The 26,088-nt window shown below is 65.0% G+C and carries 25 protein-coding genes and 1 pseudogene; 6 read left to right on the forward strand and 20 right to left on the reverse strand.

Translation table 11 applies throughout. The features are described 5' to 3' along the window. A pseudogene (locus tag PMI02_RS25115) lies at nt 1-328 on the forward strand (glycosidase); the annotation flags it as partial. 9 nt (nt 329-337) lie between these two features. Here PMI02_RS25115 and PMI02_RS26130 read toward each other — a convergent pair. The 4 genes from PMI02_RS26130 to PMI02_RS25135 form a co-directional block, all read right to left on the reverse strand. Further along, a complete protein-coding gene (locus PMI02_RS26130; protein ID WP_007688374.1) occupies nt 338-1,648 on the reverse strand; it encodes a DUF726 domain-containing protein in 1,311 nt (436 codons plus the stop codon). 12 nt (nt 1,649-1,660) lie between these two features. Beyond that, nucleotides 1,661-3,217 (reverse strand): S8 family peptidase, encoded by a 1,557-nt coding sequence (locus PMI02_RS25125; protein WP_007688375.1) that lies wholly within the window; start codon nt 3,215-3,217, stop codon nt 1,661-1,663. Further along, nucleotides 3,217-4,653, reverse strand: a complete 1,437-nt coding sequence (locus PMI02_RS25130) for a patatin-like phospholipase family protein (RefSeq protein ID WP_007688376.1) — start codon at nt 4,651-4,653, stop codon at nt 3,217-3,219. Before PMI02_RS25130 ends, PMI02_RS25125 begins: the two co-directional genes overlap by 1 nt. 190 nt (nt 4,654-4,843) lie before the next feature. Continuing rightward, the gene (locus tag PMI02_RS25135) at nt 4,844-5,746 is read right to left on the reverse strand and encodes a LysR substrate-binding domain-containing protein (RefSeq protein WP_007688377.1); all 903 of its coding nucleotides are present in this window, start codon (nt 5,744-5,746) and stop codon (nt 4,844-4,846) included. Between the two features lie 106 nt (nt 5,747-5,852). On the opposite strand from PMI02_RS25135, the gene PMI02_RS25140 reads away from it, so the two are divergent. The 4 genes from PMI02_RS25140 to PMI02_RS25155 all read left to right on the forward strand — a co-directional run bounded on the left by PMI02_RS25140 (nt 5,853) and on the right by PMI02_RS25155 (nt 9,792). Then, complete coding sequence (locus PMI02_RS25140) at nt 5,853-6,638, forward strand: SDR family NAD(P)-dependent oxidoreductase (RefSeq protein ID WP_007688378.1); 786 nt, start codon at nt 5,853-5,855, stop codon at nt 6,636-6,638. A gap of 197 nt (nt 6,639-6,835) precedes the next feature. Then, nucleotides 6,836-8,629 carry a diguanylate cyclase gene (locus tag PMI02_RS25145; RefSeq protein WP_036505458.1) on the forward strand — a complete coding sequence of 598 codons (1,794 nt, stop codon included), beginning with the start codon at nt 6,836-6,838 and terminating at the stop codon, nt 8,627-8,629. Nucleotides 8,630-8,709: 80 nt separating this feature from the next. Next, on the forward strand, nt 8,710-9,096 hold the full coding sequence (locus PMI02_RS25150) for an MbcA/ParS/Xre antitoxin family protein (RefSeq protein WP_007688380.1): 387 nt from the start codon (nt 8,710-8,712) through the stop codon (nt 9,094-9,096). Nucleotides 9,097-9,111: 15 nt separating this feature from the next. Continuing rightward, complete coding sequence (locus PMI02_RS25155) at nt 9,112-9,792, forward strand: RES family NAD+ phosphorylase (protein ID WP_007688381.1); 681 nt, start codon at nt 9,112-9,114, stop codon at nt 9,790-9,792. A gap of 13 nt (nt 9,793-9,805) precedes the next feature. On the opposite strand, the gene PMI02_RS25160 is transcribed toward PMI02_RS25155, so the two are convergent. From PMI02_RS25160 to cpaB, 12 genes are all read right to left on the reverse strand, one after another. Then, nucleotides 9,806-10,786, reverse strand: a complete 981-nt coding sequence (locus PMI02_RS25160) for a response regulator (protein ID WP_238539159.1) — start codon at nt 10,784-10,786, stop codon at nt 9,806-9,808. 93 nt (nt 10,787-10,879) lie between these two features. Continuing rightward, nucleotides 10,880-11,341: a hypothetical protein gene (locus tag PMI02_RS25165; RefSeq protein ID WP_007688383.1), complete on the reverse strand. Its 462-nt coding sequence runs from the start codon at nt 11,339-11,341 to the stop codon at nt 10,880-10,882. Between the two features lies 1 nt (nt 11,342). Further along, nucleotides 11,343-11,765 (reverse strand): TadE/TadG family type IV pilus assembly protein, encoded by a 423-nt coding sequence (locus PMI02_RS25170; RefSeq protein WP_036505450.1) that lies wholly within the window; start codon nt 11,763-11,765, stop codon nt 11,343-11,345. A gap of 30 nt (nt 11,766-11,795) precedes the next feature. Next, the gene (locus tag PMI02_RS25175; protein WP_007688387.1) at nt 11,796-11,963 is read right to left on the reverse strand and encodes a Flp family type IVb pilin; all 168 of its coding nucleotides are present in this window, start codon (nt 11,961-11,963) and stop codon (nt 11,796-11,798) included. Between the two features lie 216 nt (nt 11,964-12,179). Further along, nucleotides 12,180-14,024, reverse strand: coding sequence for a pilus assembly protein TadG-related protein (locus PMI02_RS25180; protein ID WP_007688389.1), 1,845 nt, complete (start codon nt 14,022-14,024; stop codon nt 12,180-12,182). Beyond that, nucleotides 14,021-14,698, reverse strand: a complete 678-nt coding sequence (locus tag PMI02_RS25185) for a tetratricopeptide repeat protein (protein WP_007688390.1) — start codon at nt 14,696-14,698, stop codon at nt 14,021-14,023. Before PMI02_RS25185 ends, PMI02_RS25180 begins: the two co-directional genes overlap by 4 nt. After that, nucleotides 14,695-15,597, reverse strand: coding sequence for a type II secretion system F family protein (locus tag PMI02_RS25190; RefSeq protein ID WP_007688392.1), 903 nt, complete (start codon nt 15,595-15,597; stop codon nt 14,695-14,697). Before PMI02_RS25190 ends, PMI02_RS25185 begins: the two co-directional genes overlap by 4 nt. Next, nucleotides 15,597-16,499 carry a type II secretion system F family protein gene (locus tag PMI02_RS25195; RefSeq protein WP_007688394.1) on the reverse strand — a complete coding sequence of 301 codons (903 nt, stop codon included), beginning with the start codon at nt 16,497-16,499 and terminating at the stop codon, nt 15,597-15,599. Before PMI02_RS25195 ends, PMI02_RS25190 begins: the two co-directional genes overlap by 1 nt. Then, nucleotides 16,493-17,857 (reverse strand): CpaF family protein, encoded by a 1,365-nt coding sequence (locus PMI02_RS25200; protein WP_007688396.1) that lies wholly within the window; start codon nt 17,855-17,857, stop codon nt 16,493-16,495. Before PMI02_RS25200 ends, PMI02_RS25195 begins: the two co-directional genes overlap by 7 nt. After that, nucleotides 17,854-19,020, reverse strand: a complete 1,167-nt coding sequence (locus tag PMI02_RS25205) for a hypothetical protein (protein WP_007688398.1) — start codon at nt 19,018-19,020, stop codon at nt 17,854-17,856. The genes PMI02_RS25200 and PMI02_RS25205 overlap by 4 nt, the downstream gene beginning before the upstream one ends. 1 nt (nt 19,021) lies before the next feature. Next, a complete protein-coding gene (locus PMI02_RS25210) occupies nt 19,022-20,215 on the reverse strand; it encodes a type II and III secretion system protein family protein (protein WP_007688400.1) in 1,194 nt (397 codons plus the stop codon). Continuing rightward, nucleotides 20,212-21,138, reverse strand: a complete 927-nt coding sequence (gene cpaB, locus PMI02_RS25215) for a Flp pilus assembly protein CpaB (RefSeq protein WP_007688401.1) — start codon at nt 21,136-21,138, stop codon at nt 20,212-20,214. Before cpaB ends, PMI02_RS25210 begins: the two co-directional genes overlap by 4 nt. A 745-nt stretch (nt 21,139-21,883) precedes the next feature. Here cpaB and PMI02_RS25220 point away from each other — a divergent pair. Next, a complete protein-coding gene (locus PMI02_RS25220) occupies nt 21,884-22,900 on the forward strand; it encodes a hypothetical protein (RefSeq protein WP_162130173.1) in 1,017 nt (338 codons plus the stop codon). A gap of 13 nt (nt 22,901-22,913) precedes the next feature. Here the strand turns inward: PMI02_RS25220 and PMI02_RS25225 are convergent, their stop codons facing one another. The 4 genes from PMI02_RS25225 to PMI02_RS25245 form a co-directional block, all read right to left on the reverse strand. Beyond that, nucleotides 22,914-23,780 (reverse strand): sensor histidine kinase, encoded by an 867-nt coding sequence (locus tag PMI02_RS25225; protein WP_007688406.1) that lies wholly within the window; start codon nt 23,778-23,780, stop codon nt 22,914-22,916. A 2-nt stretch (nt 23,781-23,782) separates the two neighbouring features. Further along, the gene (locus PMI02_RS25230) at nt 23,783-24,193 is read right to left on the reverse strand and encodes a response regulator (protein ID WP_007688409.1); all 411 of its coding nucleotides are present in this window, start codon (nt 24,191-24,193) and stop codon (nt 23,783-23,785) included. 144 nt (nt 24,194-24,337) lie between these two features. Next, nucleotides 24,338-24,547 (reverse strand): hypothetical protein, encoded by a 210-nt coding sequence (locus PMI02_RS25235; RefSeq protein WP_007688412.1) that lies wholly within the window; start codon nt 24,545-24,547, stop codon nt 24,338-24,340. 167 nt (nt 24,548-24,714) lie between these two features. Then, nucleotides 24,715-25,998, reverse strand: a complete 1,284-nt coding sequence (locus PMI02_RS25245) for a hypothetical protein (protein WP_007688414.1) — start codon at nt 25,996-25,998, stop codon at nt 24,715-24,717. Nucleotides 25,999-26,088 lie beyond the last annotated feature (90 nt).

A 26,088-nucleotide genomic window follows, 5' to 3' on the forward strand; every position in this document is an offset into this window, starting at 1 on the left:
CGGCGGTGGTGCCCCGCCGATCCTCACCGACGAGGGCTGGCTGACGCTGTGGCACGGTGTCGAGCCCAAGGAGATCGTGGGCATCTACCGCACTTACTGGTCGCTGCTGGACAAGGACGATCCGAGCGTGGTGCTGCGCACCCGGCACGAACCCCTGCTGGAGGCAGACCCTGATCTCACGCGCCCGATCGAGGACCTGATGTACCTGCGCGACGTGGTGTTCACCACCGGCATCGCCGAGGTCGGCGACCACTACGTCGTCGCCTCGGGGGAGGCCGACCTCGCCTGCCGGATCACGCACGTTCCCAAGGCGACGTTCCGGGCCTGACCGCCGGGGTCATGCCCCCCGGACGGCCGCCCAGATGATCGGCCCCGCGTTCGCCGCGCCGACGTCGTTGTGGTTTTTGATGAAACTGTCGGCGAGGACGTTGGTGACCCGGCCTTTCCTGGCGTCGGGAACCACGCCGAGAGCGCCGGTCAGCTGGAACACCTCCGCGGCCACCAGACGCTGGGCGCCATTGGCTCCGAGACCGCCATGGCTGTCGCCGGGCCCGCCGATGATCCGCGAAAGCGCCACGCCGGCCGCCACTTCGCCAGATGCCAGCGAGGCGACAGCGTAGAAGAACCCCACCGCCGTGTCGTTGTGGGTATGAGTGACGATGATCGGCCCATCAACCTTGCCTGCCGTGATCACGCCCCGGAACGCGCCGGTCGGCCTGGCCGCGCTGAAGGCGTTGTGGGAGAAGGCAGCTTGTAACAGGGTGAGGCTGGCGACCTTGCGCTGATCTAGTTTGTTCGCAGCCGCCGTCACCAGCCGCGCGCCGAAGCTGTGTCCGATCAAATGAATGCGCACCTCGGCCGGGCACCGCGCATCCAGTATCCCCGCCAGCGCCTTGCCGACGGTGCCCGCCCGCGCCTTCATCTCGTAGTAGGTGAACTGGTTGAACAACCGGGCCACGCCCGCGCGTCCGCCGGTGAGCCAACGCTTGAACGCACCCCCGATCGCGCTTCCCAGGCCGGCAGCGTCGCCCCCGTCATTGTCGCCCACGGGCGGGGAGGGCAGCGGCGGCGGAGGCACGAGTTCCTCTACGAGATCGCCGCCCGGGGTCTTGAACAGCGGGGCATGTTCCTTCCTTTCGGCGGCATGGCCGCCGGCAGGGCGCACGGCATCGCGCAGTTGCTCGACCAGGGCGTCTGCGGCTTCGCTGCCCTTGGCCGCAGCCCTGGCGTTCCCGACGAAGGCGCCGATGTTCGGGATCCCCAGCTCGGCCGCGACTTCGGCGGCGTATTTCTCCAGCTCCGCGCGGGAGAGGTCGGTCGCCGCGCCCGCATCCGCCGCACCGCCCATGTCCGGGTCGACGAAATCGTCGGGCAGGAGAGTCAGGTCGGACCTGAACCGGAACGACGGCCAGGATATGCCCACCACGGCGAAGCGGCGCACCGGCAGCACCGGTCCGGCCGCCGCCAGCATGCCTTCGACGAAGCCTGCATACAGCGCTCGCGCGTCGTCCTCGTCGTTCTTCCAGCCATGGCTGAGAACCAGCAGGTCCGTCGTCCCGTCGGGAAACAAAGGGTCCTTGCGGGTGAGGCAGTCTCCGTCCTTGTCGAATGCCAGCATGCGAAAGGGTAGTCCGCTGAGTTCGTCCACGGGTCCGCTCCTTCAGATCGATTGCATGGCGCGCATCAGGTCGATGAGGCCGGCGCCCTGGAAATCGACCTTGCGCTTCAAGTCGGTGCAGCTGTTCACGAAGATCTGCTTTACCTTCTCCGTCTCACCGCGGAACTCCCGCCGCACGGACAGCAGAGCGGCGATCGCGCCGGAGACGTGCGGGGCGGCCATGCTGGTTCCGCTCAATTCACGGTAAAGCGCGGCGTCCTCGGGCAATGCACTCTCGTCTTCCATGCGGTCGAGCAGATCGCCCGCCTTGACTGAGCCCCGGGGCACGCACGAAAGTATCTGTTCGCCGGGCGCCACCAGGTCCGGCTTCATCCGGCCGTCGGCGGTCGGCCCGCGCGACGAGAAGTACGACACTCCGTAGCGATGCGGCTCCTCTCCGTGCGTCGCCCCCACGGTAATCGCCATTTCCGCGTTGCCGGGATCGTTGATGGACTGGTCGAGCCCGATGCGCTTGCCGGACGTCCTTCCCTCCGGCGTCAGCAGCGCGGCCCCGTCGTTGCCCGCTGCCGCGACGACTACGACGCCGCTGCGCGCTAGGCGATTGACCGCTGTACAGAGCGGCGAATGGCCCGCCGCGAAGAGCTCCGCGTCGAATGCATAACCGACCGAGAGATTGACCCCGTGCACGCGGATCAACCGGCCGTGCGTGTTGACCTCTTCCAAATACTCCAGAGCTGAGATCAGGTTGCTGGCCCTGCCGTTGCCGGCGTCATCCAGCACCTTCAGGCTCATGATCTTGGCCAGCGGCGCCACCCCGGTGAGCGAGCCCGGAAGGTTCTGGACCTCGGCGACGACGTCCCGCTTTTCGGAAACCCGCCGCGCGACGAGCCGCAGGGCTTCTGGGCCCGCCTTGTCCTGCAGCATCCCGGTAGTGGGCCCTTCGCGCGGCCTTTCCTCTTTTAGCCGGGTCTCGCCTGCGATGATGCCGGCGACGTGGGTTCCGTGGCCATAGGCGTCCTCCAACGCCTTGCCTTGCTCGAGGTTCGCGTCGGTGAAATCGCGGTGCTTGAGCCCAGCGTCCAACACGGTCGTCTGGTGGCGCTGAAAGTGAAGGTGCCCCGCATCCACGCCGCTGTCGGCGACAGCCCATACGATCTCCTCGCCCGAGGACTTGTAGACCGTGAAGCAGGCATCGCCCTTGATCGTCCGCACCGACCTGTTCATCAGCGGCTTGAGCTCCTCGTCCGGCCAGATGCGGAAGATCGGGCTGGGCGACGTGGTCCGCACCTTGTCCTCGATGGCATGCAGCTGTTTTTCCGAAAGGGCTGCGAAGACGTTATAGATGCTGCGTCTGGTGTCGATATCCTCGGGCGACGCGCCCTGCTCGGCAAGCCATTGGGCAGCGACGCGCTGCGCCTCCGCTATGCCGGCCGGGTAATTGACGTTGAGCTCCACGATGGTCGGCGCCGTGGGCGCCGCCGCATCTTCCGTGCCGCCCGGTTCCGTCTGCAATGCCTGCATGATGGCGGGCGACACCACGTAGCGGGCAAGGTTCAGCGTGATCCGGTCCTGATCGTCGGCCCCCATCTTTTCAGGCATCAGTTATCTCCCGTTCCCGCGCCGGTGTCGGCCGGCATGCCTTTCACGATGTCGTAGGGTTCAGTCTGCGCCGCCCTCCAGCGGCCGAAATTGATCAGGCACTTTATGAAGATCGGGGGAAAGGGAATGTCCTGCTCGGTGCTGCGCCACTGTGCGCAGGTCGGCCCATCCTCGCCAGGGTAGTGATGGTCCGCATAACCGCGCGCGGTCACCAGCTTCACCGCGCCCCGTTCGCCCCCGAAGCGCAGCACGCGGTCGACCGAAAAGTTGTAGACCTGGTCGACCAGTATGTCCTTGCTGCGATTGGCAAGTTGCAGCAGGTCCCATCGCTCGCCCCGCCGGGCCGGGGAATCGGCAGTGTAGATCGGCACCCGCATGTCCCCGTTCACGACCACGGCGGTGTCGATCCGCGGTCCACGGGCGATCGCAGGGTTACCCGCGGCGTCGAGCACTTCCTCGAGGAACACGCCGAACCGGGCACCGCCGTCCATGTACATGTGCGGGTTGAGCGCCGGCAGCTGGGCGTTGTTGAAGAACACCGGCTCGGCTTCCAGCGGTTCGGAAGAGCTGGCGATCAGGACGTCGATGTAGCAGGCCTGCGCCGCCCGGAAGCCTTCGGTCCCTGCACTCGCCTGCCGCGCGAGGTCCACCATGTCGACCGCGTAGGCATCGCCGGTGTCGACGTCGATGACACCGACGTAGAGCCCGCGCGAGGCGTCTCCAGCGGCGGCGATGCGTGCCATCGTGTCCGGATCGAGCAGCAGTTCGAGCCGGCGGCGCAGCGGCGCGAAATCCCCTGCCGCGCCCCGCCGCGCCGCCGTGACGAGACCGCCTCGCCGCAGGATGACGGACTCCGAGCGCGTGACCGTATAGGCGCGCGGCAAGTCGTCGATGAAGCGGCGTCCCTCGCCTGGCCGGGCATCGCCTTCGGCCAGTGCGAGATCGTTGGTGGGGCTGTATATACTCGCCCTTCCAGCGGGCACCTCCTGGTCTCCGACGAACACGAAGCTGGCTTGTAGCGCCCCCGTGCTGACGCCGGTAACCACGCGGTAGACCGGCCTGTCAGGCAGCGCGTGGAGGAAGCCGGCCCCGAACGAGCCCCATTTGCCCCCGCCGGACAGTACCAGATGGTTGATCGTGGTCCCACGGGCCGCCTCAAGCTGGGCGTTACCCCGCGCGTTGGCCTCTATGGCCGCGCTATACGTGGGCCCGGAGGCACGAGCCACGTCCATGCCGGCCCCGCGGTCGAGCTTGACGGGCAGGAGGCGCGGCGAGCAACTGCTGGTGTGGATACGTTGCTGCGCGCAGCCGGCAACTCCGAAAGCCAGGCTCAGCCCGAGCAGGAGCTGCCAGACGAGCGAAGCGAGAAAAGGGTCTCGCCCGCGGGCGACCCTCGAGATACACGTCCCCCCGCCAGCCTTGGCAACCTGTTCCATATCCCTCCACGAAATGCGATCGAGCCGTAGAACTCTCAAGTAACGGCCGCCGGCCGAAATCTTGAATTCCACCACCAACGATAATCGCGACTCCGAAGGATCGGATATTTCCCAAAGGTATATTTCCCGCCGATCTTTTGAGCAATGTCTTAATACGTGTAGACAAATCCACTCATATTCATCGACACACCTATTGGGCGGTCGCCAGCCGTAAATGCGTATCGAGGAAGTCCAGGAACGCCCGTATACGCGAGGCGAGCCGCTGGTGCCCGACATAGAGAGCGTGGATGTCCTCATGGTCACCGGGATTGAACGCGCGCAGGATCTCCACGAGGCGGCCCGAGCCAAGGTCGGCGCTGACGTGGAAACGGCCGAGCCGCGCGATACCGCCGCCGGCCCTGGCCATCAGGCGAACCACCTCCCCCGAATTGCCGAGGAACGCGCCGCCCACCGGACGTTGCGCAACGGCGCCGTCGATCAGGAAAGGCCAGGTGTCGACTGAGCGGCGGAAGCTGAACTGCAGGCACGAATGCGCTGAAAGATCGCGCGGATGGGCGGGCTCGCCGCGCTCGGTCAGATAATCCGGGCTGGCAACGACCGCCATCGTGCTGCGCCCCAGCTTCTTCGCCTTGAGTCCGGTGTCGCGCAGCGGGCCGATCCGGATCGCGATGTCAGCCCGCTCTTCCACCAGATCGACCAGCGTGTCGGACAGGGCCAGGTTGACGACCACGTCTGGATAGAGCGCCTGGAATCGCGGGAGGATGGGGAGCAGACACTGCGTACCGAAGGGCACCGAGGCGTTGATCCGCAGCGGCCCGCGCGGTGCCTCGTCAACCCGGCCGAAGCCGCGTTCGACTTCGTCGATCTCCGCGACCAGTCCCGCCACGCGTGCCCTGTATACCTCGCCCTCCGCAGTCAGAGCCAGCGCCCGCGTCGTGCGAGACACCAACTGGGCGCCCAGCCTTGCTTCGAGCCGGGCGACCGCTCGGCTCACTGCCGAAGGCGTCAGCCGCAGGGCCTTCGCGGCCGACGCAAAGCTGCCGCCTTGCGCGACGGCGAGGAATATCTGCATTTCGCCGAAGCGGTTGTCCATCTGCCATCCGTGCGTTTCAATCACTTCTGAGATGCCTGCTTGCGACCTGTTCATCAATAGCGACCCGACCTACATTCCCGCTCAACGCAATCAAGGAACCGTCCCCATGGATCTCAAGCTTTCCGGCAAGACCGCCCTCGTCACCGGCTCGACCGCCGGCATCGGCCTCGCCATCGCCGAACGCCTCGCGCAGGAAGGCGTCGAAGTCGTCATCTCCGGCCGCAATCAGGCCAAGCTCGACGAAGCCGCCGCCAGGGTCGGCGCCTTGGGCAAGGTCCGCGCCGTGCTCGCCGATCCGGGGACGGCCGAAGGCGCCGCCACTCTGATCGCCGCCGCGCCGGACGTCGACATCCTCGTCAACAACCTCGGCATCTACGAGGCGAAGTCCTTCACCGACATCACGGACGAGGACTGGCACCGGTTCTTTGAGATCAATGTCGTCAGCGGTGCGCGCCTGGCCCGCCATTACTTCCCCCGGATGCTGGCGAAGGACTGGGGCCGTGTGATCTTCATCGCCAGCGAGAGCGGCCTCGTCATCCCCGGCGAGATGATCCACTACGGGATGACCAAGACCGCCCAGCTCGCCATCTCGCGCGGCCTCGCGGAGCAGACGCGCGGCACCGGCGTGACGGTGAACTCGGTCCTGCCTGGCCCGACTCGCTCGGAAGGCATCGTCGAGTTCATCCGCTCGGTCGTCGACAACAAGGACGCGCCCGAGGCCGAGCGCGAGGCGGAATTCTTCGAGAAACTGCGCCCGCTCTCGCTGATCCGCCGCCTGATCGAGGCCGACGAGATCGCTGCGCAGGTCGCCCTATTAGCCAGCCCGCTGGGCGCCATCACCAACGGCGCGGCGATCCGCGTCGAAGGTGGCATCGTCCCGACCATCGCTTAATCGCGGCCGATGCGCGACGTGGCAGCGTAAATGTCTCGTCGCGCAGGCACAACTCTGCGTCGCGTGACCGCGATGGAATTCGATTGCAACGCGGTCGTAATTGACAGAGTGCAGGGCCTCACCGTTCTACGGAGATTCCCTTGGTCGGGTCGCTATCCAACCGCATCATCGTGCTTTGCAGCATCCTGTGCCTGCTGATGGCCCTGCTTGCCGGGCTGCTGCTGGAAGGCGCATCCCAGATGCGAGACAGCCTGACCTGGGTCACGCATTCGTCGCAGGTCCTCAAGACCGCCAATGCCTCGTTGCAGCACCTCCAGCAGGCCGAGTCCGGTCAGCGCGGCTACACCCTGACCCGCAATCCGGAATTCGGCGAGGCCGTCGAAGTCGAGCTGGCAGCAGCCCGGCGCGCGACCGGCGATCTCATGATCCAGACCGCGGACAACGCCGCCCAGAACGCCCGCGCCGCGCAGATCCGCACAGTCGTGGCCCAGCGTGCCGACCAACTCGAAGAAGTGGCCCGGCTGGCCCGCGCCGGCGACTTTGCCGGCGCTCAGGCCAGTGTTGCTTCTGGACGCGGCCGCTATCTCATGCAGCTGGTTGATGCCCGTGTCGGCGACTTCCTGAACGAAGAGCGCGCGTTGTCGCTCACCCGCACGCAGATCGTGGAGCGCCGGCTGAACTACAACCGCTGGCTTGTGCTGGTGGGCATCCCCATCATGCTCGCCTTCATCGGCTTCATGGCGGTCGGCCTGATCCACCGCGTTCGCAAACCCGTCGACGACATGATGACCGTCATGGGCCAGCTCGGCGCGGGCGACCGCAGCGCGCGTGTCGTCGAGGCCATGAAGTCCAGTGAATTCGAACGGCTCGCCAAGGGCTACAACGCCATGGCCGACGAGCTTGAACACGCGGTCGCCGACCAGGTGGACAGCGAGGAACGCCTGCGCGTCGCCAATCTCGAACTGAGCCAGAACACCGAAGTCCTGCGCGAGCGCGGCGAGGTGATCGAACTGCTGGGCGGGATGGCCCACCGCATGCAGGCCGCCCGGACCGACGAGGAACTGGCCTCGATCATCCGCGTCTTCGTGCCGCGCGTCCTGCCGGAAATCCCCGGCGCGCTCTACGCCCACAACAATTCCCGCAACCTGCTGGTGCCGATTGCAGCCTGGGGCGGGCTGGAAGTCGCCGCGGCCGGCTTCGCGCCCGACCAGTGCTGGGCGCTGCGCCGCGGCCAGAGTCACTTCGTGGTCGAGCCTGGCTCCGACATCGTCTGTGCCCATGCCACTACGCATGGCGACGAAGAAACCCACCACTACCACTGCGAGCCGCTGCTGGCAGGCGGCGAGGTCATCGGCGTGCTCTACCTTAAGGGCGTGGTCGGCGCCGAAAACCGCTTCCGCCTGACCGTGCTGACCGAGAACATCGCGTCGGCCCTCGTCAACCACCGCCTCCAGCGCGGCCTTCGCGAGCAGACCATCCGCGATCCCCTCACCAGCCTGTTCAACCGCCGCTACATGGAAGAAACGCTGGCGCTCGAGATCGCGCGCGCATCGCGGTCGGGCAGCCCGCTCAGCCTCGTCATGTGCGACGTCGATCACTTCAAGCGCTTCAACGACGAGTTCGGCCACGAGGCCGGCGACGCCGTCCTGCAGGCGGTGTCCGCCGAGATGCGCAGCCGCTTTCGCGACGGCGACGTGATTTGCCGCTTCGGCGGCGAGGAGTTCACGATCATCGCGCCGGGCACTTCGGCCGCCACGCTCGCCAACCGCGTCGAAATCGTCAGGCAGGGGATCAGCGAACTGATGGTCCAGCAGGGCGGACGTACGCTCGGGTCGCTGACGATGTCCTTCGGCATCGCGACTTGGGAGGAATCGATGGAGCGCGATGGCTCCACCCTCATCAAGGCCGCTGATGCAGCCCTGTATCGTGCCAAACGGGATGGTCGCAACCGGGTCATGCTTGACGCACGGTCGGAAGCTATCGCGGCCTGAGATGCCAGCAGTAGGCGATATGTGATCATTACTTGAAATTTGATCAGATATCGCACATATGGCGATCAGAAAGGATCGCGATGGCTACCGCATCTCCCGCCGCTGCCCCCGACCGCAAGGAGCTGACGGGCCCTGCCCTTCGCACGTTCTTCCGCATAGCGGATGCCTGGGACCTCAAGGAACAGGAGCAGATGCGCCTGCTCGGGCTTGATAGCCGCTCCACCTTCCAGTCCTGGAAGCGCGGTGCGGTATCGGCGATCCCGAAGGACGCGCTGGAGCGGATTTCCTACGTCCTGGGCATCTACAAGGGGCTTCAGATCCTGCTGCCCCGCACCGCCGACGAATGGGTGCGCAAACCAAATGCCAGCCCGGTGTTCGGCGGCCGATCGGCGTTGGACCGCATGATCTCGGGCAATGTCGCCGACCTATACGTAGTACGCCGCTACATCGACGCCCAGCGCGGCTGAGCCGCTGGACCGCTCATGGACATACCCGTCTCCCGCGTCCACTGGACGCCCTGCTATCGCATCGTGCCGAGCCGATTTCCCCCGATCTCTGTGTTCGATGCCGTTGCCGACCCCGCCGATCTCGACGCCGTCTTCGCGCTCGAGGCGATGACCAACGACCGTCTGCGCGAGGAACTGGGCGATCTCGCGCTGATCCCGCCCGAGGACCGTGTCTCGGGCCCCGGCTCCACACCCGTCATGGCCGCTTTCACCCACCTCAATCCGCACGGGGACCGCTTCACCGATGGGAGCTTCGGCGTCTTTTACGCGGCACTGACGATCGAGACGGCGCTCGCCGAGACGACCTATCACCGCGCCCGCTTCATGATCTGGACCGACGAGCCCGCGCAGGAGCTGGACATGCGGGTCTACGCCGTCGACCTCGACGCCAGGATGCACGATGTGCGTGACTTAGGCCATATACTGCCCGGCATCTACGACCCTGACTTTTATGGGGCTTCCCAAGCGCTGGCCCTGACCCTTCGCGCCGAAAATTCCGATGGCATCGTCTATGGCAGCGTGCGCCACGAAGGCGGCGAATGTGCCGCAGTGTTCCGCCCGCGCCTGCTCTCGAACTGCCGGCAGGAACGGCACCTGTGCTACGTCTGGGACGGGGATGCCATCACCACCGTCTACGAAAAGCGCGCCTTCGGATAAGGGCCGGCCGCGCTCAGCCGCGCTGACGCACCTGCTCAGACAGGTATTCCACCAGCGGCTGTTCGAACTTGGGGTTGATCGCCAGAAAGTGCCGGCGCCGATCCTGTTCGTCAGGCAGGCGGCACAGGACGCTTTCGTCCACCAACCGACGCACCAGCCGCAGTGCCGTACTCATCGGCGCACCCGAGGCGATGCAGGCGCTCGATACCGAGACCCGCCGCCCCTCGATGTTCGCAAGCAGCAGGTCGAGCAGCATGGCCCAGGCAGGATCGCCGAACAATTCGCCCCCGCCGATCTCACGCCGCTTGGTCTCCCGGCGCAGCTGGTCGCGGATGAAGCAGATCAGGTGCTGTGGTTCCACCGGATCGCCCGGCGCGAATGACGGAGCGGCGATTACCGGCACCTTGGACACGGCCTGCGGCTCCGGCGCGGCGCCGCGTCCCGGTTCGTCCATCAGATGGGCGAGGCGCTGCAATTCGGTGCTGAGATTGGAAATCTTGTCGAGCAGGACCTTGCGCGAGCCGGTTGCAGGCGGCATGCCCCGAACCCGCTGCAAGGCGCGGCGCAAGTCCACCGGACTGATCGGCTTTTCGAGGAAATCGATGGCCGAAGCCCGCATTGCGTCGATCGCAACATCCTTGGTCGCGTAGCCCGTCGCCATGATGAAGCGCAGTTGCCGCCCCTCGGCCTCAGCCTGCTGGGCCATTTCCTGGATCAAGGTGACCCCGTCGAGACCCGGCAGGTTGTAGTCGACGATAGCGATCGTGATGTCGTGGTCGACGAACAGTGCCAATGCCTCGTCGGCGCTGGATGCGACGAAAGGCTCGTAACCCATCTGCCGCAGGCTGAAGGCACATTCCTTGCCCCAGTCCTCATCGTCGTCGACGATAAGGACTGGCTCGATCTGCTGGAATACGCCCGCTTCTATCGCTTCGGGTATCTCCGACGGGGTGGGAGTGTACGCATCGGCGCCCTCCGATTGTCCATCCTCCACGCCCGGCCCGTTGGGTCCCAGTAAAGATCCAAGTCTCGTTCGCCAGTTCTTAGGCACCTCGCACCCCGCCTATTGTTGTTAGCGAATGCCTTATCACATTCCCGGCAGATTTTGTTGCATGGCTACCGAGACAATCGCTACCGCAACGATGGCCGATGCATCGGGACGCCGCCGAACCGCCCCCATCCTCTGAAAAGCAGCTATCAGGAAAAGCGCGAATATGGCAACCGCGATCATAGCCAAGCTGCCACTGACGCCCAGCCACGTTCCGCCCGCTGACAATAATTTAATCTGCCCGCCGGTGAGTATTCGCGCCCGGGTCCGCAACCGCAGCATAGTCACCGTGCATCCGGCCACCACCAGGCATCCGAGTCCAGCGGCGCAGGACAGGAGAAAAGCGGGGATGCCGCCCTGGACGACGGCATTGGCGAGGCCGCAACCGGCCAGTACGAGATAGAGCCAATCCGGCGTCGTCTGTCCTTCCCATGGCAGCACAACCACCGGCAGCAGTACCAGGATCAAAAAGGCCAGGTAGAAGTATCCTGCGGCTTCCAAGTCAGTATCCTCCGTTGGTCACGGTGACGCTCGCCTGCACCCCGCCAGAAGGCATTGGGATGAAGTTGACGTAGCGCATGATCGGGCTGCCGCTCATGTCGTAGCTCACGTCGACACGGAAAGTGCCGGTGGTCGCACCGGCGCGCGCGGTGATCACCGGCTGGGCCGTGGTGCCCAGCACGGAGCGGTAATTTGCGATGACTTCACTCGCCCGTGTCTGGGCCAGTGCCACGCGTTCCGCCGTGGAGAGCCCCGCCACGGCGGCCCGCGCACCTTCGGATGCCGCCTGCCTCACCCCCATCGAGGCGGTGAAGTAGATCGAATAGACGATGATGCCGAAGACCAGGAACAGCAGCGCCGGAGCCAGCATGACAAACTCCAGCGCCGCGATTCCCCGATCGCATTTCAGCAGTCTAGAAACCATCCTTGCTGAGATGCACACCACCTGATCTCCTTAAGGGATCAGTCTTCCAAAGGCAGTGCCGAGCTCAGTGGTAAAGGCGGCGCCAATAATACCGAGTGCACCGACGATGATACCGCCAAGTACGGCGTATTCAACGGCGGTCAGGCCGCGTTCGTCGTTGCGCAGGCGGACGATGAGGTTACGGATTGAAGTAATCATTTGTAGCACTCCCCATTCCTTCTTCTGAGAACACCCATTTCGAGCAGAAGGGGCTCGAATGCGCGACAATTCATAAACACGCGTTTGTGATTTTTTTAGTATTGGTTCATATAGCGAGCCATATCGCTCAGTAAATTTAAGAATATAACAGTATAAATTTCGTTAATAGGGTCAAATTGGACCCAATTCCTGATATAACATCCACATCGGTTTGGTTCATATCAAGACGGGGACTCCGCACCGGGCTCCAGTGATCCACACGGTCGTATCGCCCAGCTGGATTCCCAAGGCGGCAAGCAGCGTGTCGAGCAGCGGATCCACGGTGTTCCCCACGAGGCCAGAGATAGGCGTCGTCAGCGATGCGACGAACTGCTGGGTAACCTGCGCTTCCTGAGCACGGGCATCGCACAGGGGCCATATGCACGCGCCGAGCAGGGTGACCTTCAGGCCGTTCTGGGCGACCAGCGAACTCGGCAACGAGGTGAGCAGCGGGCCGAGTTGCGATCCATTGGCCATATGAGCCGACTTGCCCGGCGTCGTCGGTGATCCAATGGTGCCTTGCGCGTTCTTGCCGAACACCAGCGGGCCGGAATTCCCGAGAACCGGCCCTGCCACGGCACGGGCATCTACTTTCACGATGCCGAGCAGATTGACGATGTTGGCTTGCTGAATGTCGCTTGGCGCGATGATCGCCTTGGTCATCACGCTGGCAGGAGCGTCGCCGATGTAGGCATTCACCAGCCCGCTCGAAGCCTGCACGGTTACCTGGGTATCCACGCCCTGTTCCGAGCTTCCGTCACAGGAGATACTGGTGATCCTCGCTGACGAGGCCGCCACATCGACCAGTACCGGCACTGAATTCACCGCGATCGGGGCGCCCAGCAGCAGCGGCACGCTGATGTTGCCAAGACCGAGTTCCAGCTTAAGTCGAAGCGCCGAATTGCCGACTTCGGTTTCCGTCCCCGCCGGTCCGAACGCGAATCGAGGTCGCGCTCGGGGGCCGTTGTAGACGCCGGCCAGCCGCACGGTACTGCCCGGCACGACCAGGCTGACCGCATCGGAGAGGTCGATCGCACCGGGGCCTGCCTGCGCGGCAAAGGCAATCAGTTGATAGGCATTGAGGCCGGCCCGCAGCGCCGGCTTCACGTTCGATTCTCCCGCCAGCTTGTTCTTCCAGACACCAAGCCCGAACAGGCCCGACATTGGAACCATGTAATTCCTGCCCGCAACTCCCACCGCGCGCAGGACCGTGGCCGTCCCCGGATCCGATGTCGCGTCGGCGGCAGCGAAGGCGATGTCCTGCAGACTATAGGTGCCCTGTGTGAGCTCCTGATAGGTGCAGGTCCCGCATTTGCTTTTCGCGAGCGCGTCGAAGAACTTCCCGGCATCGACATCGTGGCGCATCAGCGCATCGATATCGGGACCGGACAAGTTCAACGTGATGCCAAGGAGTGCGCCCAGCAGACTGTTTACCGATCTCACCAGCGTGGCCGTGATCCGCCCCGACGTAAGGCTCAGCACATCGGAAGTGGTGGCGATGCCTGCTTCGTCGACACGCGCGGCACTGGATGTGGCCGCCAATTGCGGGATGGGACTGGCACTGCCCAGCACACCCGACAGGAATTGACGGCTGTCGCCGCCCGTCCTCACACGCACGGCGTTGGGGATACCCAGCGAACTCCCCGTACATTGAACGGGACGGGCATTAGGCAGGAAAAAGCGCGAGCCGGCGTTAGCTGCAGCCTTATCGGCATCGTTGGCGCAATAATAGCCAACTTCGACCGTCTTTATCATCGACGCGTCGAAGCCGTTCCTCGTCAGGTAGCCTTCGGCGCGAGCCCGGGCCTGCGCGGGGTACATCGCCGCAGCGAGCGCAGCGGCTTCGGTGGCCGCCTGCAATTCACGATTGCCCGAGTAATACAGACCGACATCCAACGCCAATCCGGTGGCGACGAGCAGAGATGGCGCGAGCACCGCAATCATCGGCGCGATCGCACCGCGCTCGTCGGGCAACAATTTGCGCCGATCGGGCCGATGATGGCGGCGTCGCAGCAAGTTCATGACCCTTCGCTTTGCGCTGCGGCGAGTCTCATTGCCTCCCCCGCGACCTGCTGGCGCAGCAGAGCTTTTTCCCTGGCGTCGGTGACCTGGTTCAGCATGGCTTCGGCCTCGCCGAGACGACCGGTCATCGTCAGAGCGAGGATCAGATTGTTGCGCACAACGGTATCGGCAGGTGCAAGATCGCGCGCGCCCCGCAGTGTCTCGACGGCCAACCCGGGCTCGCCCGAGCGCAGTTGCGCATAGCCCAGCGCGTTCCCGATGAAAGCATCGGCCGGGCTGGCCTGGAGCGCTGCAGCATACTGCATTGCAGCCTGCGTCCATTTGCCCTCCGCCGCGAGTACATGGCCCCGGACCGCCTGCGCCGGTCCGCTGCGATCACTCGTCGGAATGCGCCCGAGCGCAGATCTTGCCGCCGCCACCTGGTCAAGGTCGAGCAGGCAGTTGACGCGCAGCAATTGCCCTTCCCGGTCGTCGGGATGCCTGCGGTCGAAATCGTCGAGATAGGCGATTGCCGCGCGCGGCCGGCCGTCGGTCCGGGCCTGTCGGATCAGCGCCATGTACAGGCCCCGCGTCGAGGGATCATTGCCATCCACGGATGTACTTGCAGCAATCGCCGGCCCCGACGGCAACATCGTCAGCGGCAGGGCCGCCGCGAGCATGAATAGGCGGATCATCGCGAGTTACTCCGCAAGGTGTCGAAGATGGCTGCTACCGGCGGTCCCGCCAGAACGATGAACAGAGCCGGCATGAAAAACACCAGCATCAGGACCACCATGCGCACGGTGATCTTGCCGATCGCCTCGCGTGCGCTGGCGACGCGGCGCTGGGAAAACTCGCGGATGAATTCGCGGAGAGCCGGCACCAGTTCCATGCCCTGGAACAGCGACTGCCGGAACAGCGCCGCAAGCTCTCGCGAGCCGTTCACATTGACTCGCGCCGCCCAGCGCTCGAACGCCACCTGATAGTCCTGCCCGCGGTCGAGATCCTCGACCAGCATCGCCACCAGCCGCGCATGGTTTGGCACCGCCACGCGCTCGTCGCGCGCGATACCGCGGAAGCACTGGTCGAGCGATACCCCGCTTTCGAGCATCATCAGCATGAGGTCGAGCAGGAAGGGAAATTCGGCCGTGAGCAGCCGTTCGCGGGCACTCGCGCGCATCTGCAGCGCGTACTTGGCGCCGATGTAGGTGAGACCAGTCAGCGCAAAGGTTGGGAAGATCGGCTTGAAGGGGTTACCGGTGACTGCCCAGCATGTCGCCATGCATGCGACCGCGACGACCAGAGACGCGGCGATCCGCAGGAAAACGAAGACATCCACTGCGCCCGGCTCGAAGTAACCGGCGGTGCGGAGGCGCTTTTCGATCTCGTCGCGGTCGCGTCCCTTGCCGAGAGGAATCCGTGGCGGCCGCAATCCCTGCCAGCCGCGTGCCGGCTGCCCCAGGGAGCGCATCGCCTGCCCTTCAATTCGGACGCGCAGTCGGGAGTCTACATGCAGCCACCGAATTCCCGCCACAATGAGCACCACTCCGCCGATCGCGACGGCGAAAGAGAGGAAGGCGAGAACTCCGCCCATCAGAACGCGAGCCTCATCATGCGGCGGATGATCACGATGCCCATGAATTCCAGCCCGATCGCGATGACCGACATCTTCTGCCCACGCGGGTCGGAGATGAAGAAATCGATGTAGGCTCGGTTCATCGCCACGAGCATCACCATGCAGAGGAGCGGCATGCCGATGAGCACACGCGAACTGACCTTGGCCTCCGACGTCGCCGCAGCGAGTTCGCGGCGGATGCGCACCCGCTCGCGCAGGATGCCGGCGAGATTGCCGAACACCGTCGAGATCGACCCGCCATAACGCAGGTTGGTGCGTATCGCGGCGGCGAGCATCGACAGTTCAGGTATCTGGAGGCGGTCGGCCAGTTGCTGCATCGTCTCGGCCACTGGCGCGCCCATCGCCAGCTTACGGGCGGCCGGTGCGAAGTAACTACGGATCGAGTCCGGCGCGTCTGCCAACGCGCGCTCGAGCGCCTGCGACAGCGAATTTCCCACCGCCTGCAGCTGGCGGACGCCGTCAAGATAGAGCGGCAGCGCGTCGGTCAGTGCCTCGACCCTCTTGCGGGCACGGCCCTGGAGCCACGACAGCGCCGCGGCGGGCAGGCCAACCAAGGCGATCAACGAGGCAGCTGGACCCGCCAGAAGCAGCACGATCAGCGTCAGGATCAGGACGGCACCCAGGATCGCCTGCAGCGCCGGAACGGTGAGCTCTATTTGCGCGCGCGCGAGCAAAGGGGCGATCCGCTCGGGCACGGTCACGGCCATGACCGTCCTTGCGGGCTCGGCGCCCGACTTGGAAATCGCGGCGAGCCGGCGATCGAGAACCACCCTGCCCTGCGCCCGCGAGGAGAACCAGACATAAGCCATTGCGCCCAGTATCAGCAGCGCCAGCAGCAGATAGGCGCTCCCCTTCACCATGCGGCGCCCTCCTTCGCGCCGACGAGCGGCATCACATAATCGCGCATCCGCGCTGCGTGGTACGGACGCGGCGATACCGTGCGGAAAAGCCCCTCGCCGGACATCGCCGGCTGCTCCTCGAAGTGGAACAGTTCGTTGAGAGTATACGCTTCGCCTTCCACGCCGGTGACTTCGGCCACGGAGGTGATGCGGCGGCTGCCGTTCGACAGGCGCTGGATATTGACGATGACGTGGATGCTGTTGGCCACGAAGCGCCGCACCGCGCGCACGTCGTTTTGCGCGCCCGCAAAGCCGAGCAGCATTTCGAGGCGGGACAACGCATCACGCGGGGTGTTGGCGTGCAGCGTAGCCATCGAGCCGTCGTGGCCCGTCGACATGGCCTGCAGCATTTCCACCGCCTCCACCCCGCGCACCTCACCCAGAATGATGCGATCGGGCCGCATGCGAAGTGCATTGCGCACGAGGTCGCGCGCGCTCACTTCACGGCTGCCGTCGACATTGGGTGGGCGCGTTTCGAGACGCACGACGTGATCCTGTCGCAGCTGCAGTTCCGCTGCATCCTCGATGGTGACGAGGCGCTCGCTATTGCTGATGCAGCTCGATAGCACGTTCAGCAGCGTGGACTTACCCGCGCCGGTTCCGCCGCAGATCAGGATGTTGAGCCGCGAGCGGACCGCGCTGGTGAGGTAGGCCGCCATCGCCTGGTTCATGGTCCCGCCGGTTACGCAGTCATCCACGCTGAGCGCCTGCAGGCGGAACTTGCGGATCGACACCAGCGGGCCGTCGAGAGCGATTGGCGGGATGACGATGTTGACGCGCGAGCCGTCCGCCAGGCGGGCGTCGACGAAGGGCGTTGCCTCGTCGACCCGGCGGCCGATCGGGCCGACGATGCGCTGGATGATGTTCATCAGGTGTGCATCGTCGCGGAAACGCGTCTCGACCCGTTCCAGGATCCCGCTACGTTCTGCGTAGATGGTGTTTGCGCCATTGACGATGATGTCATCGATGGTCGGGTCGCGCAGCAGGGGCGCCAGCGGGCCGAGGCCGACCACCTCATCCTCGACATCCTCGACCATCAACAGACGTTCCGCGCTGTTGAGCGCCAACTGACCGCGCCGGCTGCGGCTGTTTATGACCTGCTCGATTTCGGCGCGCAGCCCTGGCCGGTCGAGTGCCTCGGCCGTCACGCCCTGCGCCTCGAGTTGCTCGATGACCTGGCGGCAGGTCGCCGCCTTGACCGACTGATAGCTGTCGCTCATCCGCTGTGCCGCAGGCTGGGCGATAGGCGCCTTCCGCCGGCCCTCCACGACGCCGCCCTCGCTGCCCCTTTCCGGGCCCTCCTGGGTCAGCAGGCTCATGCGGTGCGCTCCGCCGACCGCAGGATGGCCTTGCGCATCCTGTCGATGCCGAAGCTCGCGGTCTTCGCCGGCGCCGCAATACCGCTCGCGCGCCGGATGGCTTGCGCATAGAGGCCCCCATCACGCTCGGTCATCATCGGTCGCCCGGCGTTCAGGGCATTGCGCATCTTCACCCGGTCGGTCGGGATGCCCATCATGGCGTCGATGTCGAGTGCGTCGGCCATGCGCCTTCCGTCAAGAAGGATGCGCGGATCATGATCCCAGACCAGCAGCCGCAGACGCTGCGCGCTGGCGGTGTCCAGCGCGACGCGGTCGAGCAGACGCCGGCAGGCGTCGAGTTCACGGATGGACTGGCTGCAGACCACTTCGATACTCTGCGCCTGCGAAGCCAGTTCGCGCAGCAGCCCGCCATTGCGCAAGCTGCCGCCGCAGAGAACGACATGGGCGCAGCTTGCCCGCAGGAGTTGTACCAGCCCGACGATGTCCGTCGGGCCAATGCCCACGGGCTCGGCACCAGTCCCGCCGTCGAGCGTGAGGAGCGACAGACCACTGGCTTCATGCCGCGCCAGCGCGTCGTTAAGGAGGCTCGCGTCCATGCGATCGAGGTCAGTCACGGCCGCCGCCAGGCCGTAGTCGACCTTGAGATCGAGGTAGGCTTCGGCAGTGCTGGAAGGCAGCGTGCAGTCGATCAGCAGTGTCGCGGGACCGTCGAGGCTGTGCGCCAGCGCCATGTCGGTGGCAAGCATCGCGGTAGCATCGCGGTCCGTCCCCAGCACCAGTGTGAGCCGGCCCAGCCGGCCCTGCGTCGCCAGCGCGCTGTTGAGCACACGCGAGAGGATTTCACTGACTTCGGAAGCCACGGCGCCGCGCGGCATGACGTCGGTAGCGCCCGAGCGGATCGCCTGGAGGACCTGTACTGCGTACATGTCCTCCGTTGCAAGCACCACCGCCCGGCCTGGAGCAGCCTGCGAGACCTCGGCAATCACCGAAGCCATCGCCCGCTCGGCCGGTATCGATGCATGGTCGATGACGACGATGCCCGGGCCATCGAACGTCGCATCCTCGAGCGACTGCGCCATGTCGACCGAGACATGCGCGCCCATCGCATCGGAGATGCGCTGGGCCAGAGCGTGATCGATCGAGAGAAGATGTATCCGCACCATGTCAGCGCCTCACCACGCCGAAGGCATTGACGGCTTTTTCGACACCGTCGTCACCCACGATCATCTGTCCGACGCTCGGATCGAGCGTCGTCATGTTCTTCGCCAGCATCGGTTGAACCGCCTCGGGTTCCACCAGCCGGGGAGTGGCGACTATGATCAATTCCTGCCGCTCCTTCTGGTTCTGCTGCCGCTTGAAGAAAGCACCCAGCACCGGCAGGTCGCCGAGGAACGGCACCTTGTCCTTGCTCACCGAGCTGTTGGTGTAGTTGAGCCCGGCGATGACGAAGCTCTGGCCACTGCCCAGCTCAACCGTTGTCTTGGTCGAGCGGCGGCGTATGCCGGGGACCACGTAGCCTTGGAGCTGGACGCCGTTGTTATAGTCCAGTTCGCTGACTTCGGGCTCGATATCGAGAACGATATTGCTCTCGGAAAAAACGTAAGGCCTTACCTTCAGGCTTACGCCGAACTTCTTGTACTCGATCGAGATCGTCGTGCCGGTACCCGCGCTGGACTGCGGGACCGGGACGGGAAACTCGCCGCCCGCAAGGAACTCCGCCTCGGCCCCCGAACGCACCAGCAGAGTGGGCTGTGCGAGAAGCTGCGAGAGTCCGTTCGCGGAGAGCGCGCTGAGCACTGCACCGATACCCCGGTTGGGGGCCGCCAGGAACAGATTGAACGCACTCTGGATCGGTGCAGAGGCGTCGATTTCCAGCCCAGAGCGGTTGAAACTCGCCCCGTTCAAGCTGCTTGGCGAGATGACGGCTCCCTGCAGGTCGCCCGAGAGCTTGGCAAAGTTGAAGCCCAATGCCTTTAGCGTCGAGGACGACACCGCCGCGAACTGAAGATCGACGGCAACGACCTTCTCGCCCGGACGAAACGGACCGCCGGAAGCCGAGAAGGAGGGCGCCTCGCGATCGACCGCGATCTGCGTCTCGTCGATCAGTGATCCGTCGGGGGCGTAGACGCTGAGGGTGGTCGTGCCGGCACCGAGCCCCTTTATGCGCAGCGACTTCGCCGAGGGTGACGACACCGAGATCACCTTCTCCCGGCTCACCTCGACCCGGCCGATGGAGCGGGAAAAGGAAAGGGTGCGCGCTTCGTCGACTTGCAGAGCGCGCTGCTCCTGCGCGCTTGCACCGGATGCCAGCCCGAGCACTCCAATGGCGACATGACCTGCTGCGATAAGGGCTTTCAACGCGAGCCACTCCCCGAATAGATAACTTCACGGTTGCCGCCGACGACGAGCTCGATGGCATGCGGCTTTGGCCGGGCAGGTGCTGCAGGCCGGGGCGGCGCCTGGGAAGCGAGCCCGATTGCCGGTGCGGAAGGGGCGACCAGGGCGCGCGGCGCCGGCTCCGGAGAGGACGCGATCTGCACCGAGGAGACTTCGACGCTGTCTTCGGGATTGCGCAGTGAGAGATAAAGTGCGCCGGTGCTCTTCGCGAGCGAGAGTTCGGAAACCTGCTGGGGCGTAAGCGCCAGCGTCACGGTGCGCGCGGGTGGCGGCGGCGAGGATACGCTATCGGCAACTCCGCCCTGCGCCTGCGTACCGAGCACGACGTCACCCACCGCAAGCACCGGAACCATCTGCAGCAATGCGCGCGCGCGGCTGCGACCGTTACCCCGCGCACCGCCTATCGCATCCTCGCCCGGGTAGACGACCTGGACGTCCACCCGGTCCCCCGGTCGCACCAGCCCTGCCACTGCAATCTCGGCGGTGGTGTCGATGCTGATCGCACGCATGCCAACCGGCACGCGGATCGCCAGTTTGGATTCCTGCTCGAGCGCGCCGCGAGGGATGAGCGTATTGGCGGCGATGTCCCGCGTCGCGACCCGGCCGATAGCTTCCGCGGGGGTGGCCGCGATCGGGACCCGCGCCGGGTCGAAGGCAGCGTTCCGGATCATGTCGGCCCGGATGGTCTCGCCGATCTTCACGTCGCGGGTGGTCGTGGCGAAAACGATGCCGGAGGTCGTCGTCGGACGGTCCGCCGCAGTGACGACAGGCGTGGCCCGAGATGCCGAAGACCGCGAAAGTTCGCGAACGCCGAGAAAGCTAAACGTGGCGGCTGCCACGACGCCGATCGCTATCGTCAGTTTCGCCTTCGAACCCAAGCGCATGTAATTCCCCTTAGATTTTGCGCTTACGCAAACCGGACCGTGCCCGTGCGGCCCGAAATCCGCCAAGTGTCCCGAACCGGGGCAGTTTCGGCCTCATTCCTCAATGATAGCGCGTCGCCGATTCAGAGGGCATGGAGAAGAAGCCAATGCGAAGGCATCGGCGCCCGCGCGCAAATCCTGCGGTGGGCGCGCCTTCCGCGGGGTGGGGACTGAGGCACTCAAGTACTTCCGGAACTGGGGCCGCGCGCTGTTCGCTCCGCCAAAGACGTCACTTTCACATCGGTTCTTTTCGTGACTTGCTCTTACAGCGTGGCTAATAAGAACAGAGGTTTGCGCGACACCGTCGTGTGGGATGGACCTGCTTGAGGTAGTGCGGAATTTTCGTGGATTCGCATTGACTTTCCGGCAGATGGGCCGGCCTTTGCGCATGGCAATTGGGAGCCAATCGGCAGTTCATGCTATTATCGCGGACCCACGCCGAGTGCGACGGGCAGGAGCGAACGCGAAGCATGTCGACAACGATGATCTGCACAGAGGATAGGACGATGCACAGGGGGGCCTGCTCATAATACCATACTCCCAACGCACGCGGCGGGTTCGGGCCTGGGAAGATGGTACGCGGCTTTATCCGGCCGCGATCGCCATCTGCGCTCTGATCCTGGGCTTGACGGCAGCTGAAGCCCCCGGCGCCGGAATATTGAGCGCGACGGCAGCCGGGGGACTGTTCGTGCTACATCGAACCGCCATGTCGATGGGCATCGCAGCCCTGCTTGCCGGCGGTCTCTTTGTTGTACCAGGCGCGCGTGAATCGGCGGTGTACTGGGCAGATTTGGCGCTCATGGTGGCGGCCGCCATTTTCCCGCGCCGCCTCGCACCCGCTTTGTTGCAGGCGTCGCGCTGGTCGTGGCTGCTGGCGATGATCATCGGCAGCGCGGCTTTCAGCCTGCACTTCCTCTTGTCTGGCCCCGCGAACCACGTGTCGATCGCAGTTGCGGCCATTTGTGCGGCCTTCATCGGCGCCGGTATCACCCGTCATCTGGCCGTCGTCGATGCACGGTTGCTCGCCTGGGGGGACGGGGGCCTGGCCGAAGTCACCCGGGACCTGCTGCTGGGCCGAATAACGAGCGGCATGCTCCACGACCTGGCGCAGCCCCTGAACGTGATCTCGATGGCAAATGCCAATATGGACTACATCATCGAGCATCTGACCATCGATGACGAAAGCCGCCAACAACTACAGGAGCGGGTCAAGCGGATCGCCTCACATACCGAAGGCGCGGCTGGCATCCTCAGCCTGTTTCGCTGGTTTGGCCGAGACGGCAGCGACGGCGATGGCCAGCTGACCGTGCGCAGCGCGCTGGAACGGGCTCTGGCGGCCACCAAATCCAACGTCCGCCATCACGGAGTCGCTGTCCAGCTTCGTGGCAATGCCCTCGACCATCTCGTGCCGGAACAGCACGGTGCGCTGGAAATGATGGCGGTAGCCGCTCTGCTCAGCGCTTTCGGAGGATTCTTGGGCACGGATGGCATGAAGCTGCGTGGGGACGTGGTACTTCACGCGGCCGTGACGCCGGCGCATATCGTCATTACTGTCGAATCCACCGATGGCAGTGGCCGCCCCATGCCGAGCCGGCGTATAGACGAGGCGACACTCTGGCTGGTGGAACAGGTTGCGCAGGAAGCATCGAGCGACTTCCGTTGTCTGGTGCGCGATCGCCAGCCGGTGCGCTTCGTCATCCGACTGGGACGCGACGACATCTGATCTTGAGCTTGCGTTAGCTGCCCAGGGAGAGAGGCAGTTCGATCTCAACGCGCGCACCTTCTCGCTTGCCCGCGAGGAGCCGCACTTCGCCGCCGACCTTTTGCAGGGCCTGCCGACAAATGTGCAAACCAAGGCCGGTGCCGACGCGCGGCTTGGTGGTGAAGAAAGGCTCGAACACAGCCGTCGCCACCTCGCACGAAACACCGGCGCCATTGTCAGAGACGACGCATTGAAGAATGTCGCCCTTTTTCATGATGCAGATCGCGATACGGCCGGACCCTTCCCATCCTGCCTCGCGGCGTGCCTCGATGCTTTCGGCCGCATTACGCAGGATGTTGACGAAGATCTGTTCCGCTTCGACCTGGCAAAGCCCGACAGCAGCGGACATCCGCGCGCCGCCGACATCGATCTCGATGTCGGCTGTCTCGAAAAGCGGACGCAGGAACTCGACCGCATTGTTGGCTGCAACTGCCACATCCGCGCTGACCACTCCCATGTCCCGTCCCGACGCGTAGGCCAAGGTTCGGTCGATGATCGTCTGCGCCCGCTCCACCTGCTCAGCAATGCGGGTGATCGCCTTGTCCAACTGGCTTCGGGTCATGTCCGAACGGCCCAGCATCATGCGCAGGTTCTCATTCGCGACGGATATCGAGAACAGCGGCTGCCGAAGCTCGTGCGCCAAAGCGGACGACTGTTCGCCGAGGTCGGCTAGCCGAGATTTCGCGGCCAGCGTGTCGAACAGCTGCCGCGCCTCACGTAGGTCGAAGCTGTCACGGGGAGCTGGCTCCGCAGCACACGTCGTGGGGCGACATAGCTGGGTGGTCGGCGTGCACCGGCTCCAGTTGTCGATATCGCGCTGCGTGATTTCGTTCGGCTTCATCGTCAAGCGCCTCCCTGCTGCGTCAATAGTTCAGGGTCGCCCAGCAGATCGTGCAGGACGTCTATCAGGACCCGCGGTTGCACAGGTTTCGTGAGGACCATGTGGTCCGGCATCAGAAGCGCGGGGTCTGGGCGAAGCTGGTCGCCGGTGATGAAGAGGTAGCGAAAGTAGCGCGTGTTAAGCTGTGCGTGATCGCGGATGCGTGGAATGATCGAAAGCCCCGAATCGCGGCCCAGCCGGACGTCGCAGGCGAGCACTCGGATCGAAGGATTCGCCTCCAACGCGGCGATCGCCTCGTCGAGATCCAGCACGCCGATCGCAGGGATGCCGTGAAGCTCCATGAACGTCAGCAACTCCTCGACGATCGCGCTTACGTCATCGATGAGGAGAACCAGCGCCTCTCCGTTGCGCATGCTACTACCTCTCTTTTCTCACTAGCCCGGCTTCGTTCGGTCCGTTGCTAGTTACTGTCACTTAGGTTGTTGTCCGTTTCCAAATCAATAACAACGCTGGATTATTCTATCACGTCGTTAGCTGCGGATAAGTCCCTATTCCGTTCAAGCGCAGCTCCGGCAGTTCGCTCCTGGCGACCGGTAGCGAGCGATCTTCCGGTACGCCGCCCGATGTCCGGCCGGCTCGGTGTTGTGGTCGAGGACTTCGATTGCGCCCAAGATCATGGCAGTCGCGGTGAGGGATTCCTCGTCATCCAGCAAGTCGAGTGCGATACGGAGCAAATCGCGGGCGTAGAGTGCAGTGTGGTTCGACATGAGATCCTCCTTTTCCCGTTCCCAAAGGCTCCCCTAGCTTTCGGGAAAGAAACGGAGGGGGTGGCCATGGCGGGGCCACCCCCTCCCCCCGCCCCTTCATCCGAGGGCGGGCTGCAGCGTGTCCAACCTTGGGGGAGGGCAACAGAGCGGCGGACACGCCAGCCTCGTTAATTGCTTGTGCGCCCCAAGAGCCCTGTCAGCGGGGACAGCAGCGAGCCGGTGCCGGCCGTGCTACCTGTGCCGCCCAGCAGTCCGCCGACGACGCCGCCGACGGAGCCCGTAAGCGAACCGCTCACCGAGCCGCCGACAGACCCGCTGAGCGAACCGCCCAGCACTCCCCCGACGACACCCGTCACGGGCGCCAAGACATTGCCGGTATCGGTGCCGTTGCCGGTACCACCCAGGAGCCCACCGACTGCTCCGGTCACCGGGGCAAGGACATCGCCTGTCCCTGAACCACCGCCAGCGCCGCTCAGGAGCCCACCGACCACGTCGGTCACGGGGGACACACCCGAGCCACTCCCAGCGCCTCCGAGAAGGCCGCCCACGACACTGGTGACCGGAGCAAGGACGCTGCCCGTGCTACCCCCTGAGCCGATGCCGCCGACCGCCTGGCCCAGCGTTCCATTCACCGTGTCGAGCACCGGCGAGGCTACCGCATCGACCACAGCGGTTACCGGCGCGACGACCGGAGCCAGTCCATTGGTCACTTGCGTGACGGCCGCCCCGACCTGCGGACCGAGCAGCGAGCCTGTGAGGTTACCCACCGGCGCCAGACCCTGCGCCACCCCCGCAGCCGTCGTCGGCAGCGTCACGTCAAGGACATTGCCATCGGCAAGCACGTCGGCCGTCACCAATTGCCCAGCAACGAGCCCCGGGTTGTCCGAGAGCACGTTAACTCCCGCGAGGGTTCCAGCACTGCTCGGCCCCGTCAGGACATTGTTGCCAAGGTCCACGCCGACGAGCGGGCCGGCATAGGCCGGAGCCGGGCCAGTTCCGCCTCCCGGCAGGCTTCCAGCCAGCCCGTCGACGAGACCCCCGAGCTGTCCGGTCACCGGCGCGAGGATGCCGTTATGTCCGACGACCGGTGCCAGCACTGCATCGACCGTGTCGAGCAGTGGCGTAGTCACCTGGCTGACCGTCGACGTGACGCCGGCTACGGTGGGAGAAAGTCCGTTCGTGACCTGCGTGACAGTCGCGCCGACCTGACTTCCCAGGAGGGAGCCGGCGAGCGTTCCGACCGGTGCCAACGCTTCCTGAGCCTGGGCGGTAGTCGTAGGCAGAGCGACATTCACAACGTGGCCGTCGCCCGTCAGGACATCTACGGCGATGTTGCCACCATTGGCCGTCGAGGTGCCCGGTGTGACGTTGACATCGATCAGCGTCCCGGGGCCGCTGGGGCCGAGGATTGGATTACCGCCGATGGTGACCCCGGCAACCGGGCCGGTCATACCCGTCGGACCGGTAGGCCCTCCAGGACCGGTTGGACCTGCGGGACCAGTCGGACCTCCCGGGCCAGTTGGACCGCCGGGGCCAGTCGG

The sequence above is a fragment of the Novosphingobium sp. AP12 genome, assembly GCF_000281975.1.
Classification (GTDB): Bacteria; Pseudomonadota; Alphaproteobacteria; order Sphingomonadales; family Sphingomonadaceae; genus Novosphingobium.